Source organism: Paenibacillus sp. CFBP 13594, from assembly GCF_014842675.1.
In the GTDB taxonomy this organism is placed as follows: Bacteria; Bacillota; Bacilli; order Paenibacillales; family Paenibacillaceae; genus Paenibacillus; species Paenibacillus amylolyticus_B.
The window spans coordinates 469,231-484,727 of record NZ_JACYVQ010000004.1; the positions used below are offsets into that span (position 1 = coordinate 469,231).

The 15,497-nt window shown below is 45.3% G+C and carries 17 protein-coding genes; 9 read left to right on the forward strand and 8 right to left on the reverse strand.

Features of this window, described 5'->3' with window-relative positions; translation table 11 throughout:
- Nucleotides 1-4: 4 nt before the first annotated feature.
- A complete protein-coding gene (locus tag IFU39_RS15765; RefSeq protein WP_192133573.1) occupies nucleotides 5-1,189 on the reverse strand; it encodes a serine hydrolase domain-containing protein in 1,185 nt (394 codons plus the stop codon).
- 169 nt (nucleotides 1,190-1,358) lie between these two features.
- Here IFU39_RS15765 and IFU39_RS15770 point away from each other — a divergent pair, with 169 nt between their 5' ends.
- Nucleotides 1,359-1,811 carry an Lrp/AsnC family transcriptional regulator gene (locus IFU39_RS15770; protein ID WP_192133575.1) on the forward strand — a complete coding sequence of 151 codons (453 nt, stop codon included), beginning with the start codon at nucleotides 1,359-1,361 and terminating at the stop codon, nucleotides 1,809-1,811.
- A gap of 112 nt (nucleotides 1,812-1,923) precedes the next feature.
- Here IFU39_RS15770 and IFU39_RS15775 read toward each other — a convergent pair whose 3' ends face one another.
- From IFU39_RS15775 to IFU39_RS15790, 4 genes are all read right to left on the reverse strand, one after another.
- Nucleotides 1,924-3,129, reverse strand: coding sequence for an MFS transporter (locus IFU39_RS15775; RefSeq protein WP_192133577.1), 1,206 nt, complete (start codon nucleotides 3,127-3,129; stop codon nucleotides 1,924-1,926).
- 125 nt (nucleotides 3,130-3,254) lie between these two features.
- Complete coding sequence (locus tag IFU39_RS15780) at nucleotides 3,255-4,118, reverse strand: alpha/beta fold hydrolase (protein WP_192133579.1); 864 nt, start codon at nucleotides 4,116-4,118, stop codon at nucleotides 3,255-3,257.
- A gap of 56 nt (nucleotides 4,119-4,174) precedes the next feature.
- The gene (locus IFU39_RS15785; protein WP_192133581.1) at nucleotides 4,175-4,597 is read right to left on the reverse strand and encodes a MarR family winged helix-turn-helix transcriptional regulator; all 423 of its coding nucleotides are present in this window, start codon (nucleotides 4,595-4,597) and stop codon (nucleotides 4,175-4,177) included.
- Nucleotides 4,598-4,713: 116 nt separating this feature from the next.
- Nucleotides 4,714-5,778: an ABC transporter substrate-binding protein gene (locus tag IFU39_RS15790; protein ID WP_192133583.1), complete on the reverse strand. Its 1,065-nt coding sequence runs from the start codon at nucleotides 5,776-5,778 to the stop codon at nucleotides 4,714-4,716.
- A 166-nt stretch (nucleotides 5,779-5,944) separates the two neighbouring features.
- On the opposite strand from IFU39_RS15790, the gene IFU39_RS15795 reads away from it, so the two are divergent.
- Nucleotides 5,945-7,021, forward strand: a complete 1,077-nt coding sequence (locus IFU39_RS15795; RefSeq protein WP_192133678.1) for a FecCD family ABC transporter permease — start codon at nucleotides 5,945-5,947, stop codon at nucleotides 7,019-7,021.
- 2 nt (nucleotides 7,022-7,023) lie between these two features.
- Nucleotides 7,024-7,791: an ABC transporter ATP-binding protein gene (locus IFU39_RS15800; RefSeq protein WP_105599795.1), complete on the forward strand. Its 768-nt coding sequence runs from the start codon at nucleotides 7,024-7,026 to the stop codon at nucleotides 7,789-7,791.
- Between the two features lie 142 nt (nucleotides 7,792-7,933).
- On the opposite strand, the gene IFU39_RS15805 is transcribed toward IFU39_RS15800, so the two are convergent.
- The gene (locus tag IFU39_RS15805) at nucleotides 7,934-8,566 is read right to left on the reverse strand and encodes a DUF421 domain-containing protein (RefSeq protein ID WP_179198423.1); all 633 of its coding nucleotides are present in this window, start codon (nucleotides 8,564-8,566) and stop codon (nucleotides 7,934-7,936) included.
- Between the two features lie 154 nt (nucleotides 8,567-8,720).
- Here IFU39_RS15805 and rnhA point away from each other — a divergent pair, with 154 nt between their 5' ends.
- The 5 genes from rnhA (at nucleotide 8,721) to IFU39_RS15830 (ending at nucleotide 12,993) form a co-directional block, all read left to right on the forward strand.
- Entirely contained in the window at nucleotides 8,721-9,374 is a 654-nt protein-coding gene (rnhA, locus tag IFU39_RS15810) for a ribonuclease H (protein ID WP_192133585.1), read from the forward strand.
- Nucleotides 9,375-9,584: 210 nt separating this feature from the next.
- Nucleotides 9,585-10,454, forward strand: coding sequence for an alpha/beta fold hydrolase (locus IFU39_RS15815; protein WP_192133587.1), 870 nt, complete (start codon nucleotides 9,585-9,587; stop codon nucleotides 10,452-10,454).
- A gap of 299 nt (nucleotides 10,455-10,753) precedes the next feature.
- The gene (locus IFU39_RS15820; protein ID WP_192133589.1) at nucleotides 10,754-11,743 is read left to right on the forward strand and encodes a serine/threonine protein kinase; all 990 of its coding nucleotides are present in this window, start codon (nucleotides 10,754-10,756) and stop codon (nucleotides 11,741-11,743) included.
- A gap of 238 nt (nucleotides 11,744-11,981) precedes the next feature.
- Nucleotides 11,982-12,422, forward strand: a complete 441-nt coding sequence (gene imm48 / locus IFU39_RS15825) for an Imm48 family immunity protein (protein WP_192133680.1) — start codon at nucleotides 11,982-11,984, stop codon at nucleotides 12,420-12,422.
- 31 nt (nucleotides 12,423-12,453) lie between these two features.
- The gene (locus IFU39_RS15830; RefSeq protein ID WP_192133591.1) at nucleotides 12,454-12,993 is read left to right on the forward strand and encodes an RNA 2'-phosphotransferase; all 540 of its coding nucleotides are present in this window, start codon (nucleotides 12,454-12,456) and stop codon (nucleotides 12,991-12,993) included.
- A 180-nt stretch (nucleotides 12,994-13,173) separates the two neighbouring features.
- On the opposite strand, the gene IFU39_RS15835 is transcribed toward IFU39_RS15830, so the two are convergent.
- On the reverse strand, nucleotides 13,174-14,031 hold the full coding sequence (locus tag IFU39_RS15835; RefSeq protein WP_192133593.1) for an SDR family oxidoreductase: 858 nt from the start codon (nucleotides 14,029-14,031) through the stop codon (nucleotides 13,174-13,176).
- 111 nt (nucleotides 14,032-14,142) lie between these two features.
- Nucleotides 14,143-14,568, reverse strand: a complete 426-nt coding sequence (locus IFU39_RS15840) for an Rrf2 family transcriptional regulator (protein ID WP_091013862.1) — start codon at nucleotides 14,566-14,568, stop codon at nucleotides 14,143-14,145.
- A 423-nt stretch (nucleotides 14,569-14,991) separates the two neighbouring features.
- On the opposite strand from IFU39_RS15840, the gene IFU39_RS15845 reads away from it, so the two are divergent.
- Entirely contained in the window at nucleotides 14,992-15,468 is a 477-nt protein-coding gene (locus tag IFU39_RS15845) for a DUF6790 family protein (RefSeq protein WP_026080959.1), read from the forward strand.
- Nucleotides 15,469-15,497 lie beyond the last annotated feature (29 nt).

Genomic DNA, 15,497 nt, shown 5'->3' on the forward strand with positions numbered 1-15,497 from the left:
GTATTTAAATTCTTGCAGCCCCTTTGCTTTCACGAATGCCTGCGTAGATGGCATCACAAATAGCGGTGGTATACTGGCCCGACATCCCTTCAAGTGCCGTGTTGGTGAATGCGGCAACACTAAGTTCTTCTTTTGGATCAACAAACCAGGAATGGCCGTAAGTTCCACCCATTCGCCACGTACCCGCTGATTCCGGTGTACCAGCTGCCGCAGGATCTTTAAGTACGGTAAAACCAAGGCCAAACCCTCTGCCTGGCCAGTATGGCATCACGAGATCACCGATTTGATTGGTAGACATCTCAGCCGCAACGGCTTCTGTAAGGATAGGCTGTCCCCCTTGTCGCAATGCTTCAAGTAAAGTAAGAAAATCTCCGGTACTTCCAACCATACCGGCTCCGCCTGATGGATAAGCCGAAGGTTGATTCGCACGATTGGGGGCAAGCCGGAAACCGGCAGTCCCTTCAATAAAAGGAACCTGCTCCAATTGATTATGGAGAAGACGCGGTTCTTCAGATCCATCAGCATATGCAGCGGTCAATCGATCCGAATCGACTGCAACAAAGTCAGTGTCTGTCATGTGAAGTGGACGAGTAACCAGCAGTTGAACAGCTTCTCTTAACGACATTCCGGTTACCTTTTCAATAACGGCTCCGAGTACATCTGTCGCGATGGAATACCTCCACATGTCTCCTGGCTCATATATAAGAGGAACAGAAGCAAGCCTTTGGAGATTCTCCTCCAGACTTAATTCAGATAAATCCATTCCATCCGAGATACCTGCACGTTCATAGGTTCCTTGCTCTTCTTGGAAAAACCGATAGGTCAAGCCAGCGGTGTGTGTCATCAATTGTTGAATTGTTATTTGGGTGTCCTGACCATTGGCAAGCTTGGGCCGGAATGCAGGTAGCCAGCGAGTCACCGGATCATGCAGATTCAGCTTTCCTTGTGAGACCAAAGCCAGAGCTGCTGTGGACACAATGGGTTTAGTTACGGAAGCCAGTCGAAACAGAGCGTTTTCTGCCATGGTACGTTTTTGCTCCCTGTCTGCGAAACCAGCTGCCCGGCTGTATATCAGTTCCCCTCCTAATGCAACCTGTACAACCGTTCCTACGATTCTTTTTTCGCTTATCGCGCGGTCCATGGCTTCATCCACATAAGTATGCAATGTTGTCTTATTTTCTTTTTCCATTCCAATCTTCCTCTCTTCAGGTGATATGCTTGATTAATGATTGTGACTGTGTATATTATATAAATGATTTATCTTGTATCACATAAGGTGTTAAAGGTATTATGGTTAATTAGCGAATATATTTAAGGTAATATTTAATCATATCTTATAGTTCAAAGGGGTGCATTACATGGACGAAATAGATCAGCATATTCTGTTTCACTTGGAGAATCAGGCGAGATTATCCATGACCGAGTTAGGAAAATTAGTCGGATTATCTCAACCAGCTGTGACTGAACGAGTCAAACGAATGGAAGAAAAGGGGATTATCGAAGAATATCGTACGGTGATCTCCCCATCCAAATTGGGCAAGCAGAGCACAGCATATGTTCTTTTTCGTACACGGGATTGTTATCCCTTCCTGGATTTCTGCCGTGCGTCACCTGAAGTCGTGGAATGTTATCGGATTAGCGGGGAGTATAACTACTTGCTGAAAATCCTCACAGACACGATCCAGGGACTTGAAGAGTTCCAGAACAAGTGTGACCCCTACGGGACTTACATGACCTTGATTACGATGTCTTCTCCGATTGCACATAAAAATCTGATGCAAGGACCGAATTTGCTGGCACAGGCAGAATAAGACCGCAGTCTATATAACTTAAAAATGAAATGCAAAAGAGGAGTTCACATCAAGTGAACTCCTCTTTTGTCCTTTGTGTCACTCATGGTGTCTCATGCAAAATGCCTTCCTGTTAATTTGCTTTGGGGAATCCATATTTATAAGCACGCATAACTACAAGCAACGCAGGAATGAGCAAGATAAACAGCGCCCCAGAAAGGTATCCTGCTCCAAACACTTCAAGAAGGATGCCCCCGATGATGCCTCCTCCGCCAATCGCCAGATTCCATGCTGTAACCAGCATCGATTGGGCGACATCTGTGCTTTTGCCTCCGGCTTGAGCGATGGCAGTCTGTAACAGTGTCGCGGCCCCGCCAAACGTAATTCCCCAGATCATGATGCCAAAGATAATCACCACAGGTTGATGAGTACCGATTCCCATCACGACAGACGCGAGAGCGAATGCTGCCAGACTGATGATTACTAATCTCCTCAAAAATCGGTCAATGAGCATTCCGGTTAACCAAATTCCCACAATGGAAGTGATACCGAAAATGAGCAAAATCAAGTCTACTCTGTTAGCAAATACGGTCTGGGCAAGGTAGGGAGAAATATAGGTGTAAAGGATATTATGGGCCAGCATCCAGGCCAGAACAACAAACAGAATGGGCCTAACTCCGGGAATTAAAAACACCTTATGCAGTGGAAGACGTTCCCCAGCCGGTTCTCCTGCAAAATCCGGCATTTTCCAGAGAACCCATACGATTAAAGCTGCGGTCAGAAGAGATACAATCCCGAAGATGAGGCGCCAGCCGATATAAGAACTGAGAAAACTGCCAATTGGGACACCAAGGGCTAACGCCACCGGTGTGCCGACCATAGCCACGGCCATGGCCTTGCCTTTTAACGAATCCGGAACCATCCGACGAGCATAACCTGCTGTCATTCCCCATAACACACCGGCAGAGACACCGGCCATGAAACGAGCAGCAAGTGTCAGGATATAATCTGAGGATATTGCGGTAACGGTGTTAAAGACAAGAAAGCCGCTAATGCATGCCAGCAGAAGAGGTCGGCGTCTCCATCCACGTGTAGCAGCAGTCAAGGGAATGGCAGCAACAAGTGATCCAATGGCATAAAGAGTCACCAACTGTCCAGTGAGGGATTCGGTGACCCCCAAGTCTTTTGCAATTTGCGGCAGCAGTCCCGCAGGCAGGCTTTCAGTGAGGATGCAAATGAAGCCAGCCATGGCTAAAGCAAGTAGTCCCGCCCACGGAAGGCGTTCTGAAGATATGGAAGGCAGCTCCCTTTGCTTGGGGAGGGATGTGTTAATGGCCATGAATTAAAACCTCTTTTCTTATTGTTTAATCCTATCCAGAACTATGCATATAAGCTTATCTAAAAAAAACAAACTTTTGCATACAGGATTAAAGGTAAGAAGGAGGTCTTAACATGGTATTTATTTTATTTTGTGAGTTTTTCCGTTAATTCAAAAGGGTGCTGTATGTTCAACCATTCCAGAATGAGTTTGACAGGTTCCAAGTACCGTTGGCCTACCAGTAAACCCGTATGGGTTGTATCCCAAAGTCCGGCATATGCAGCGCCCAGCTGCTTGGCAGTTAATTGGCCTCTCTGATCTTCGTCTTCACAGGAAACAGCCTTGATCACCAAGCTGGGACAATGGATCAGGTCGCCATTAATGGATATTCCATCGGCTCCACACAGGGCTGAAAAGGTAGCAAATGCCTTCGCAGATTCCGTTTGCAGATATTTTCGCTGAAAAGCAATGTCTTCTGCCGTCTCATCTATACTGGTCAGTTCATCACGGACAGGTGCAGGCATGATGATGTCCGATACGGTTTCACGATCTTTTTCAGGATAAGGCACGGCGTCATGGACCTCTTTGCTTATACTGGCATCAATGACAACCAGGCCTGCGAGAGTAGCGGTTTCTGCAATCTTTTGACTGAGAATCCCACCCATGCTGAAGCCAATAAGAATGGGAGGTTCGTTGATCCCGGCTAACACTTCCCGAATATCCTCCAAATAATCGTCAAACGTAATCTTTGTCATGTCCATGACCCGACTCATGTAATGGCTTCTCAAGTTCATGGCATAACAGGTCCAACCGTGCTGGACAAAATGGGGGATATATTTGCTCCACATCCAGCTGCCTGTGTAGGCACCGTGAAGGAATAGCAGTGGGGGCTTCTTGGTCACTGTTTCGGCATCATGAGGCAGGGTTCCTTCGAAAATCTCCAAGTGCAAATCATGTTCTCCGATCTTCTTGACCTCATGAATCGGTAATAATTTTGTGTAATCTGTCATACTAAAAACCTCCTCCAAGATATTGGTTTGATATCAAACTATTTCTCCAAAAAAAATTAGAAGTTACCATGAATTTTCATTAAAATTCGAAGCAGTTCCTTTTTCTCCGCTTCCGTAACGTCCGCATAGAACGCGTCCAGCATGCGCTGCGATATCTCTTCAAAGACCGGCTTTAATTCTTCTCCTTTTGTAGTCAAAGCCACATGAACAACGCGTGAATCTGTTGCATCACGCTCTTTGACGACGTATCCTGTCCGCACCAATTTGTCCACAAGTGCAGTCACCGTGGATTTATCCTTGCCAATTTTTTTGGCGATTTCAGCCATGGTCATCCTGTGATTGTTATACAGGGCATAGATAATATCCCCATGGGACGTGGCGAGATCCTGGATTCCTTGCTCAGCCATCTGGGCCAGGATGAAGCGGTTGACCTTCTCTTTAATTTTGGATATGAGTGAAATAGCGTCTCTTGTTTTCATAAGTGTAATATAGTTTGTTATCAAACTAATGTCAAGCTTTGATCCGGGATTTATTGTATGCGCAGTATAGTAAAAGAGCAGTGAGAATTTCTTCTCCTGCTCCTTTGCTCCAGTTATTACTTGATTGGATTAGCTTTCATTTCCTGTCCCATTTTCTCAATACCATCCAGAATTTGATATCCATAACCCCAGAACTGGCTGAAATCTGTGACATAGATCTGTTTGTTCTTGATTGCGTTCATACTTTGCAGGGCGGGATTGGCATACAGTTCTTGAATCAGCTTGTCGATATCCGGTGAACCGGCGTACGCAGACAAGAGCAGATAGTCCGGGTTCGCTGTGATCAGTTGTTCAACACTTACCTCACCTTGCACCCCATTAAATGTATTTTTCAGCTTCAACAGTCCCAGTGCATCAAGCTGATACGTATCGGTCTGCATGCTGCTTACCGTAATAGTGTCTTCCGTAGCAGGTACGATGTAGGCAAAAGTATGCTCAGGCTGATCGGCTACACTTGCCTTAATGGCTTCAACACGAGTCTTCAGACTTTCCGTGAATGTTGCGGCATTATCTTGAACGTCAAAGATCTGCCCAAGTTGTGCAATATCACTATACAGGCTATCAAGTGAGCCTTTGTGATTCGTCGTTTGCAGGAACGTGCGGATATTCATGTCATTCAATCCATCGACGGTACCCACGCCCCAGTCTGCATCAGCGAACAGGTCGCCCCGTCCGAGTACCAGATCCGGGCTTGCACCTACAACCAGCTCTTTACCTACATAATCCTTGGACAATACCGGAATTTTGGCGAAATCATCAGCCACATCCGGTGTAACGGAACCGTATAGAGCAGCAACACCGACCATTTTATCGGTCAGACCCAATTTGATGAGCATCTCAGCCGCAGATTGGGTATTCGCAACAACACGTTCAGGAGCTTTATCGAATACTTGCACTTTCGGTTTCCATTCGCCGCCCTCACCCGAGATTGTGAAATTCTCAATGGAGAGTGGGTACGTCGTTTTATTTGTATTCTCAGCAGGAGTTGAGTTTTCTGTCGTGTTAGTTGTTGAAGTTGTTCCTTCGGCAGGGGAAGAAGTTGAAGCATTCGAACAGGCTGCAAGCAGCAGTAACAGGAGACTCAGAGCAGCGAAACCAATGGTTCTGGATGTGAATTTCATGAAATGGTGAACCCCTTTTCGATGTGTTTTAAATTGACAAAGATAATCATTCTCAATTATAATCCGAGAAAATGCTTTGTAAATAGCTAAATTTAATATGTTCTACATTTTACATGAATTGATGGGGGAAGAGATGGCACAGACGGTTCAGGTTCAGACGCAGCGTATGGGGAAAAGGGAGTCTCTGATTCATAGTAAATCCGGGTTTGCTTTACTGATTGCAGCTTTAATCATGTTTACAGTTATTTCTGTAGGTATTGCAGTTTCCATTGGACAGGTTCGTATTCCGCTGGCGGAATCATATCGTATTCTTTTGTACAAATTAACGGGATTTCAGTGGGGGGCAACACCCATTGAGGCAGGTTCATTTACAGATATCATCTGGCAGATTCGTTTCCCGCGTGTGCTGATGGCGATGTTTATCGGTGCAGGCTTGGCCTTGTGCGGTGCTGTTATGCAGGCTGCTGTGCAGAATCCACTGGCTGATCCTTACATACTGGGTATATCCTCAGGTGCTTCACTTGGAGCAACCTTTGCGATTCTCATTGGATTCGGTGCGATTGGGTGGCTTGGTCAGACGGGGGTGGCTTTCTGGGCCTTTGCCGGAGCGATGGGTGCATCCTTACTGGTCCTGACTTTGGCAGGGATTCGGGGGAAAATGACGTCGGTCAAGCTGGTGCTTGCCGGAATGGTGATTAACGCGCTGTGCAGCGCATTTTCGAACTTTATTATTTATTTTGCCAACAATGCTGAAGGTATCAAAACGGTGACGTTCTGGACCATGGGCAGTCTGGCGTCTTCTGGATGGAACAAGCTTCCACTCGTAGGTATCGTCGTGCTGGTGGCGATTCTATTTTTCCTTTTACAGTCCAGAGTCCTCAATACGATGTTATTGGGGGATGAAGCAGCTGTTACACTGGGCATTAATCTGAGTGTGTACCGCAGGGTGTACATGCTGTTAACGGCTTTGGTGACAGGCGTCATGGTGGCGAGCTGTGGCATGATTGGTTTTGTGGGACTCATTATTCCGCATATCGTCAGAGGTCTGGTGGGTTCCGACCATCGTAAAGTGATGCCTGTATCCGTGCTGTTTGGAGCCATTTTCCTGATTTGGACGGATGTGATCGCAAGATCCCTGATATCCAGCGTGGAGCTGCCAATCGGTATTATTACAGCCATGATTGGTGCACCCATGTTTATGTATATGCTGGTCAAAAAAGGCTACGGTTTTGGAGGAAATTAAACATGAAGCTGAACGTAGAAAATGTATCCATCTCTGTGCTGAACACGGACATCATCAAGGACATATCTTTACAGGTGGACGGCAAACAGTTCGTTGGACTGATCGGACCGAATGGTTGTGGGAAGTCAACGCTACTCAAGAGCATCTATAAAGTGATCAAACCTCAGCAAGGCAAGGTTTTTCTGGACCATACCGATATTCTCAAATCCAGCCCGAAGGTTGTATCCAGACATATGGGCGTTGTTGGCCAGTTTAATGAATTGAGTTTTGATTTTACGGTGCGCGAGATGGTCATGATGGGGCGTACCCCGCACAAAAAAATGCTGGAGACGGATAATGAACGGGACCACGAAATTGTGGAACAGGCTTTGGAAAAAGTACATCTGACTGGACATGCAGACCGCAATTACGTGTCTCTGTCTGGTGGAGAGAAGCAGCGTGTCGTATTGGCGCGTGTCCTGGCACAGCAACCCCAATTTCTGATCCTGGACGAGCCGACGAACCATCTGGACATCAAATACCAACTTCAGATTCTAAATATTGTCCGTGGACTCGGCATTGGCATATTGGCAGCGTTGCATGATCTTGAACTCGCAGCAGAATATTGCGATTATCTCTATGTGGTGAAAAAGGGCCAGATTGTGGTCCATGGCAAACCCGCTGATATTCTGACTCGCGAGATGATTGGTGAGGTGTTCGATGTAGACTGTGAAATCTATAAGAATCCGGTTACGGGTGGCCTGGGTATTGCTTACCTGAGTACACGGTGATTGGGACTATATCTTCGTTTGGATGACGTGGAGCAATCTTTCGAAATAATCAATTGAAGTGAACATAGACCGTACCTGATGGAGCAATGTTGTTAAGTGCTCACAGGGCCGGTCTTTTGTTTGAGGTGGGGGTCGGGATCAACTATTGAAGCTTAGGATCAACGGGATGAGCATGAGCACCTTTGCTAACTTCTTGGAAAATATCTGTGGAGTTATCGCTATGCGTTGAAGGCTTGCTGCTGTTGTCTTGTTGGGGGTGTTCTCCCGTTGCTGGATTACTACCTGTAATCGCATAACTTCGTAGGATCTCTTCCAGATCTCCAATCGTCACGGGACGAGCATGTCGTTTCAGGACATAACCAAGTTGACCATTGGGTTCCACGGTTGCCGTCTCCAGATCATCTACACTTGTAATTCCGTTCTGCCGCATATGCATCTCAAGCTGATCCATCGTATAACGCATACGTTTCAGATTGGGTATAATGACCTTCCCGTCCTCTACCACAATTTTGGAACTGCCACTCATTAACCGTTCAAAAATATTAAATTTCAATTGCAGTTGTTCCACCACAAGTAACGTCAAAATGAATACCGATGCTGATCCAATCGCTTTGCCAAGCTCATGATTCGCGATGGGCTGTACAATCGTTGTTCCGATGGAGATCATGATGACCGTTGTGGCAACACTCATCTGTGAGATCGACTTACGTCCTGCAATTCGCAGGAGAATCATGCCGATAAGTACAAGTAAAACAGATTTCCATATCCAGTCCATACGTATATTCCTTTCTATTCCAGTATGCGCTTTGCTTCTTAGGCTGTTCTGGAGTTGGAGGAATTATGCAGATGGCTAAATCGATAGCTTTCATTCCGCCCACCGGATCGTATACAATAGGGTATTGATGAAGTGAACAAAGGAGCGGGTCACAGTGGCAAAACAGAAATACTATGTTGTCTGGGAAGGCAAGAAGCCTGGTGTGTATAACACATGGGCAGATTGCAAAGCGCAGACGGATCATTATACTGGAGCAAAATATAAATCCTATGAGTCCAAAGCAGCCGCAGAAGAAGCGTATCGTGCTGGATGGAAAGGGAACTGGGGTTCAAGTGCAGGCGGAGCGTCGAAGACAAAGTCGGCTGGTAGCGGAAGAAGTGCTGGCATGGAAACGTCAGAGGAAGTGGATTACGACAGCATCTCTGTTGATGTGGGCACACGTGGTAACCCCGGACCTATAGAATACAAAGGGGTAGACACCCGCACCGGTGAGATTATTTTCTCCGTTGGACCGATCTCCAAAGGCACGAACAATCTGGGCGAATTTTTGGCCATTGTACATGCCCTCGCACATCTGAAAAAAGAAGGCAGCAGCAAAACGGTGTATACGGACTCGGTCAATGCCATGAAATGGCTAAAGCAGAAGAAAGTAGCCACGACCTTGCCAAGAGACAACTCCACGGAAGAGATCTGGTTGATGATTGACCGTGCGGAGCAGTGGCTCCAGACGAATACGTACAGCAATAAAGTGCTAAAATGGCAGACCAAACAGTGGGGCGAAATCAAGGCAGATTACGGCCGGAAATAAGTATTTCTCTATAAGATGAGCCCTTTATTTCTGGTCTATTAGAATCGTTATTTACAATTTCCAGTTTCCGCTCTATAATCATCTGAATATGATTAGTTAAACATATGGAGGAGCCTGTCATCTGCGGGCCCTCTTTATCTTTTTGGTCCATTGATTAGCAAGTCCATTCAATAGAATGGGGTATTTGAGTATATATTGCAGGAGGCAGACATGAGTTCCATTTATAGAAGTGAAGAAGGCAAGAGCAGCATACTTGAAGAGTATGAGATTTATTTGAACGAGTTGGATGAGAAATTTACTCGGGAGTATGTAGAGACGCGTTTTGGCAAGACGCATGTTTTACTGACAGGTCCTCTAGATGGCAAGCCGTTATTTATTCTCCAGGGCGGTAATTGTGTGAATCCGATGACATTATCATGGTTCTCTTCTTTATTTAAAGAATACCGGATTATTGCTCCTGATACGATTGGTCATCCTGGTTATAGTGAGGAAGCGAGTATCTCCACACGGTTTGATAGTTTGGCATTATGGGTATCCGATCTGTTAGATCACTATGATATTGAGAAAAGTGCATTTATCGGTCCATCGTTTGGAGGAGGCATTATCCTCAGACTGGCTACCTATATTCCGGAACGTATCTCGTGTGCCGTATTGGTTGCTCCTGCGGGTCTTGCGGTCAATTCCAAAATTAAAACAGCTCAGGATATCACGCTGCCGCTCGTCAAGTATCGGATGACGTCTTCACCATCTTCTTTGCAAAAAATTACGGACAACATGTCGTGCAACTGCATGAAAGAAATGGATAAAAACATTATCGGCAAACTTTTTAAATACGTCAGCATAGATCAGGATTTGCCCAAGCTAACGGAGCGAGAAGAACTGGTGAATTATACGTCACCAACCTTGTTATTGGTAGGGGAGAAGGATGTCTTTTTCCCTGCGGATAAGTGTATTGAACGGGCTCAAAAGATTATTCAAAATGTTCAAGCCATCAAGTATGATACAGGGCATTTTCCTTCACAGGACGTATTGGTTCAGATGAACGAGGAAATAGGACGTTTTTTACAGAATAATTATTAATAAAAGCTGCAAATGAAGGATTAAAAATGTTTTTCTCCAGTTTAATAAAGTAATTACATCCATCTGTCGATACTCTATATAAGAGAATGCTTTTCTTCTATAGAATAGTGTGGATAGGGATTAGCAGTAGATCGTAGAAGGCTTGAACTCATTAATATTTAAATATTTCGCGTTAAGGTGTTTCAAATTGCATCATTTGGTTTATATGTATAGTTGGCGATGAATTGCTGACTGGTTGAACCAAATGATGCATTTACGCGGAAAGTCTTCCGATCGACAAGGTTGAAAAGAGGTCTGTTATGAGAAAAGACAATTGCAAAATGGCATTGCAGCGCAATGTAATTATAAATGATACATATCAGGTAAGACAGGTATTAGCCAGCAGTGAGTTGGCTATTGTATATGCAGGGCGAGATCGTAACACGGGTGCCAAGGTAGCCATTAAGGAATTCTTCCCACAGAGACTGGCTGAACGTCAGGTAGACAAACGGAGAGTGTTCTGTTCTTCGCGAGGATATGGTGGACAATATCAGGAGTTACTGGCAGCATTTCTGCTCGAAGGTGAATTGTTATCGAAACTGGATCATCCTCATATTGTTTCGTATTTGGATCATTTTGAAGCGAATGATACGGGGTATCTCGTTATGGAATACTGCACGGGAATCACATTGACCGAGTATCTGAATGAACATAATCATGCTCTTGATGCTGCCTTCATAACGGAGACGCTGCTTCCACTGGTGGATACATTGGATTACATACATAAGCAAGGCATTCTTCACAGGGATGTGAAACCTTCCAACATTATGGTTATGGAAGATGGTACACCCAAACTTCTGGACTTTGGCTCAGCTACACGTTGGCCTATGCAATCCGGAGAGAAACAGGTGATATTTACATCGACAGGTTATTCTCCGCTGGAGTTCTATTCAGAGAAATCCAGTCAGGGACCGATGTCGGACATCTATAGTTTGGCAGCTCTACTCCATTATTGGACATGTGGGCAACCCCCTATGGACGTGAAACAGCGGTTGTTCCAGGATGAATTGCCATCTGTTCGCTCACATAATGAGTATGTGAATCCTTGGCTCGCTCGTGTTATTCATTGGGGGTTGACGGTTCGTTCTGAGAAACGCTGTGCTTCTTTAATTTGGGTCAGAAGCTCGCTGCGAGTTCAAGCCTGGGTATGGAAAGTGCGCAAGCCAGGTACAGTGGAATGGTCTTTAGCCGAGAATGAACATACACAGGTCTATGAAGTGGAGCCGAAAAAGCAACATGAGATGGCTTGAATTATAACACCTCTTTTGTAGAATGTATGTTAGATAAGCATATTCGTACAATAAATTAAACCAAGCCGACTTGTAAAAGAGGAGATTGGTTTTTTTATTTTTTATTATGTTATACGGAATTGTACCTCTTCCTAAGGATGTAAGGATAATTTGAAACGAACACCCCAACTCCGATACAATGTTCTCATAGAGTCTGAGAGAATGGATCAAATACGGTGCAGAAATGGAGAAAACCAATATGACTGAATTTATCAACGCTGACGATATTAATGACGTAATTCTGGGTGCGGCGGCAAACGAGCTGGAGCAGATGGTGGAGAAAATGTGTGAGCTGATTGGTACGCCATTGGAACAGACGAGTGAACTGGAGCGTCAGGTAATGGCTGCTTTTGGTTTTGGCGCGGTATATGGCATCACTCATCGGGATCAGTTGGCGGAGCCGCAGGCCCATGCCTTGAGCATTCGGATGCTGATCAAACCATTTAATTACAGTGAGCAGCAGGCGGTTGATTTTGCCGATGATCTGATTCGGGTGGCTTCCGATCGTGAGGTTCATCCGGTGATGAATACGATTATCCAACGTGGGATTGATGGACACCGCCAATTCAATCAGGAAGACGACGAAGGATTGGAACGTAACATTCAGGAGATTTTAACCGCGGTTAAATCGCAAAATTAGACGGTTTTATAAGATGTGGGAGATGATTGCATTGGATCTGATGAAATTAAGCAAGGAACTCTCATACGCTCTGCGACATGCACCATGGGAGTATGAGCTGGAACTGGACGAAGAGGGTTGGGTGGAAATCTCGCAATTGCTGGTGGCTTTACATGAAAGTCCGCAGTGGAAGGAAGTCACACAAGCCGATCTGGAGCAGATGATTCAAGCCTCGGAGAAAAAGAGACATGAAATCCGTTCTGGCCGCATCCGGGCATTGTATGGACATTCGACACCTCATAAGATATCGAAGATACCTGCTAAGCCACCGGAAACCCTGTACCATGGGACGCCGGCACGCGCAGTGCATTCTATTATGGAACATGGCTTACAGCCGCGGCAAAGGCAATATGTACATCTGTCCGCAGATATCGATACGGCCAATCAGGTGGGACGAAGACGGGATGATCAGCCTGTCATTTTGAAAATCAATGCTGCTCAAGCGGCCACAGATGGAATCCTCTTTTATCATGGAAACGAAAATATCTGGCTGGCCGATCACATTCCCGCACGTTATATTCTTGAGCAGTGACCAATGAGTGATGAACTGTTGTGGAAAACATAAGTATCTATCTCGAATTGCAGCAGTCGCAATCAACGGGTGAGTGTACAGTCATCCGTTCAACGGGGATATCGTTGTATTGATCGATAGCTACACCAAAAAGGGACACATCCAACATTGGTTGGTGTGTCCCTTTCTCATATCCAAAACTTACTTGCCTAAAATTGCTTTAATACCTTCGCTAAGTGGCTGAGCCGGACGGCCAAGCAATTTCTCTAAAGTATCACTCTCTACAGCCAATGCGCCTTCACGGATGGCACTTTGCATATCAACAAGCATCGATACGACAAAGTCCGGTAGACCTGCGCCTTTCATGATGTCAGCGTAGGCGGCATCGTCCACGTTTTGCACGTTGATTTCCTGTCCAAGCACTTCACCAACAATGGCAGCCAGTTCAGCTTGCGTACGTAGTTTGCCGGACAATTCATATACGGTATTCTCATGTCCTTCACCTGCGAGTACAGCTGCAGCAGCATGGGCGTAGTCACTGCGGGTAGCCCAGCCTACTTGGCTGTCATTGGTGGCATGAACCCAAGGTGCGCCTTGCGTAGCGGCTTGCACACTGCCTGCTTCATTTTCCAGGTACCAGTTGTTGCGCAGGAAGGAATACGGAATGCCGGATTCACGAACCGCTTTTTCTGTAGCGCGGTGAACTTCCGCCAGGGAAAGGGTGTTTTTCTCTGCATTCACAACGCTTGTATAAGCGATGAAACCAACGCCTGCGTTCTTGGCAGCGTCAATGGCAGCCTGATGTTGGCGAATACGCGTTTCATTGTCACCATCGGTGGAGATGAGCAACAGACGGTCTACACCGGCAAAAGCTTTCTCCAACGTCTCCGGTTGATCGAAATCACCGTGACGCACGTCAACGCCTTGAGTGCGGAGTGCTTCCGCTTTCTCTGGATTACGTACACTTACTGCCACATCTTTTGCAGAATCCGTTTTTAACAATGCCTCTACAACCAGTGAACCCAATTGACCTGTTGCGCCAGTAGCCAAAATTTTCATTTTCTTTTCCTCCTAGGATATGTGTTGTTGGTTGCATATGGATGTAATCAAAAATGTTATAACAGGTGTGATTACAACGAAAGGGTTAAAAAAAGCTCATAATGAGCTTTTTTATTCAGAGACATGAATCTGATCCATCATCTGCTGTATGGTTACACGATTCAAGCGCTGTTCCATGGCTGTCTGAGCCTCAATGAGTTCGGCACGCAAGGTGTGTTCAATCATGTTGCCAACCGGACATTTCGGATTCGGATGTTTGTGAAAGTTAAACAATTCCCCATCCTCCACGACCTCTAGCGCTCGATATACATCGAGAAGGGTAATGTCGGCCGGATCTTTCAACAAGGAAGCACCGCCCACACCGGGTCTGACGTCAATTAGACCAGCCTGTTTCAGCTTGGACATAATCCGCCGAATAATCACGGGATTGGTATTCACACTCTGCGCGATCATATCTCCGGTGCATTCATTGGGCATAACAGCGATCAGGGACAGGGTATGAACCGCAATGGAAAAGCGACTGCTGATTTGTCTCATGGGATAATCACCACCGTTGTAACTATAATAGTTACAAAGTGATTGGTTGTCAATTCTTTTATATTATATGTTAATTGATAGTTGCTGTTATCCTGTAATCGTATCTGACTAAACAGATGATAATTGAATTATCACCTGTGTCAAATAAATGAGTTGTGGTTCTTTTGAAGCGTTAAAAAAGAAGCAGGTTTCAAACCTTTTAATGTAATAATAGGGCTAAATTCCTGTTATTTTCAAGTTAAATGGAACTATATGGTTTTCTTGTTTGCGTACAGTGGAAGAAAAATGACAAAAGCTTCGACAAAATAGAAAATTATGTATGAATTGACAAATGTAAAAGCGATTATATAATGTGTGTATCTACAAGATTGTACATTTAGTTACAAATGATTCCAAATAACAAACGGCGGGAGTGGGACAGGCATGTGGTTTTTGGTTCTATGGTTGTTAGGTCTAATTTCAGGGGGAGTACACCTGTATGTGTTAGGTTTTCCCGGGGAAATGAGCGAGATTAGCAGAGTATTGTTGCTTCATCAGTTTGTGGTTACGTTTGGATTGGTTGGAGTGATTGGTTATGTTGTCAACATTGCCAGAGCGGATCAGACAGCCAAAATGTTAGGATGGCCTGGTGGACCATTTCAGGTTAAATACGGTTTTTCCCAGGTAGGGCTTGGAGTTATGGGGATTATGGCCATATGGTTCCAGGGGAACTTTTGGGTTGGTGTATTGGTAACGATGTACATATACGGGTTAAGTGGTCTTTGGTCACATACTTATGTCATGATTAAAAATCGCAAGGCAGATGGAGACAGTATCGGGAATCTCATTATGGATGTGGTGTATCAAACGTTTATCACGGTTCTCTCCGTATTGGCTGGTGGAATCTGGGTAATGCACTAAGCTGTAATTGATTTTTTGCCTTACACAGC

Bases quoted from the DNA above. Each gene is read 5' to 3' on its own strand.
- IFU39_RS15795 (WP_192133678.1), top strand. From the start codon at position 5,945: ATGGGGAAAAGGGAGTCTCTGATTCATAGTAAATCCGGGTTTGCTTTA.
- IFU39_RS15815 (WP_192133587.1), top strand. From the start codon at position 9,585: ATGAGTTCCATTTATAGAAGTGAAGAAGGCAAGAGCAGCATACTTGAA.
- IFU39_RS15800 (WP_105599795.1), top strand. From the start codon at position 7,024: ATGAAGCTGAACGTAGAAAATGTATCCATCTCTGTGCTGAACACGGAC.
- IFU39_RS15790 (WP_192133583.1), bottom strand. From the start codon at position 5,778: ATGAAATTCACATCCAGAACCATTGGTTTCGCTGCTCTGAGTCTCCTG.
- IFU39_RS15785 (WP_192133581.1), bottom strand. From the start codon at position 4,597: ATGAAAACAAGAGACGCTATTTCACTCATATCCAAAATTAAAGAGAAG.
- IFU39_RS15840 (WP_091013862.1), bottom strand. From the start codon at position 14,568: ATGAGACAAATCAGCAGTCGCTTTTCCATTGCGGTTCATACCCTGTCC.
- IFU39_RS15820 (WP_192133589.1), top strand. From the start codon at position 10,754: ATGAGAAAAGACAATTGCAAAATGGCATTGCAGCGCAATGTAATTATA.
- imm48 (WP_192133680.1), top strand. From the start codon at position 11,982: ATGACTGAATTTATCAACGCTGACGATATTAATGACGTAATTCTGGGT.
- IFU39_RS15765 (WP_192133573.1), bottom strand. From the start codon at position 1,189: ATGGAAAAAGAAAATAAGACAACATTGCATACTTATGTGGATGAAGCC.
- IFU39_RS15835 (WP_192133593.1), bottom strand. From the start codon at position 14,031: ATGAAAATTTTGGCTACTGGCGCAACAGGTCAATTGGGTTCACTGGTT.
- IFU39_RS15845 (WP_026080959.1), top strand. From the start codon at position 14,992: ATGTGGTTTTTGGTTCTATGGTTGTTAGGTCTAATTTCAGGGGGAGTA.
- IFU39_RS15775 (WP_192133577.1), bottom strand. From the start codon at position 3,129: ATGGCCATTAACACATCCCTCCCCAAGCAAAGGGAGCTGCCTTCCATA.
- IFU39_RS15805 (WP_179198423.1), bottom strand. From the start codon at position 8,566: ATGGACTGGATATGGAAATCTGTTTTACTTGTACTTATCGGCATGATT.
- IFU39_RS15780 (WP_192133579.1), bottom strand. From the start codon at position 4,118: ATGACAGATTACACAAAATTATTACCGATTCATGAGGTCAAGAAGATC.
- IFU39_RS15770 (WP_192133575.1), top strand. From the start codon at position 1,359: ATGGACGAAATAGATCAGCATATTCTGTTTCACTTGGAGAATCAGGCG.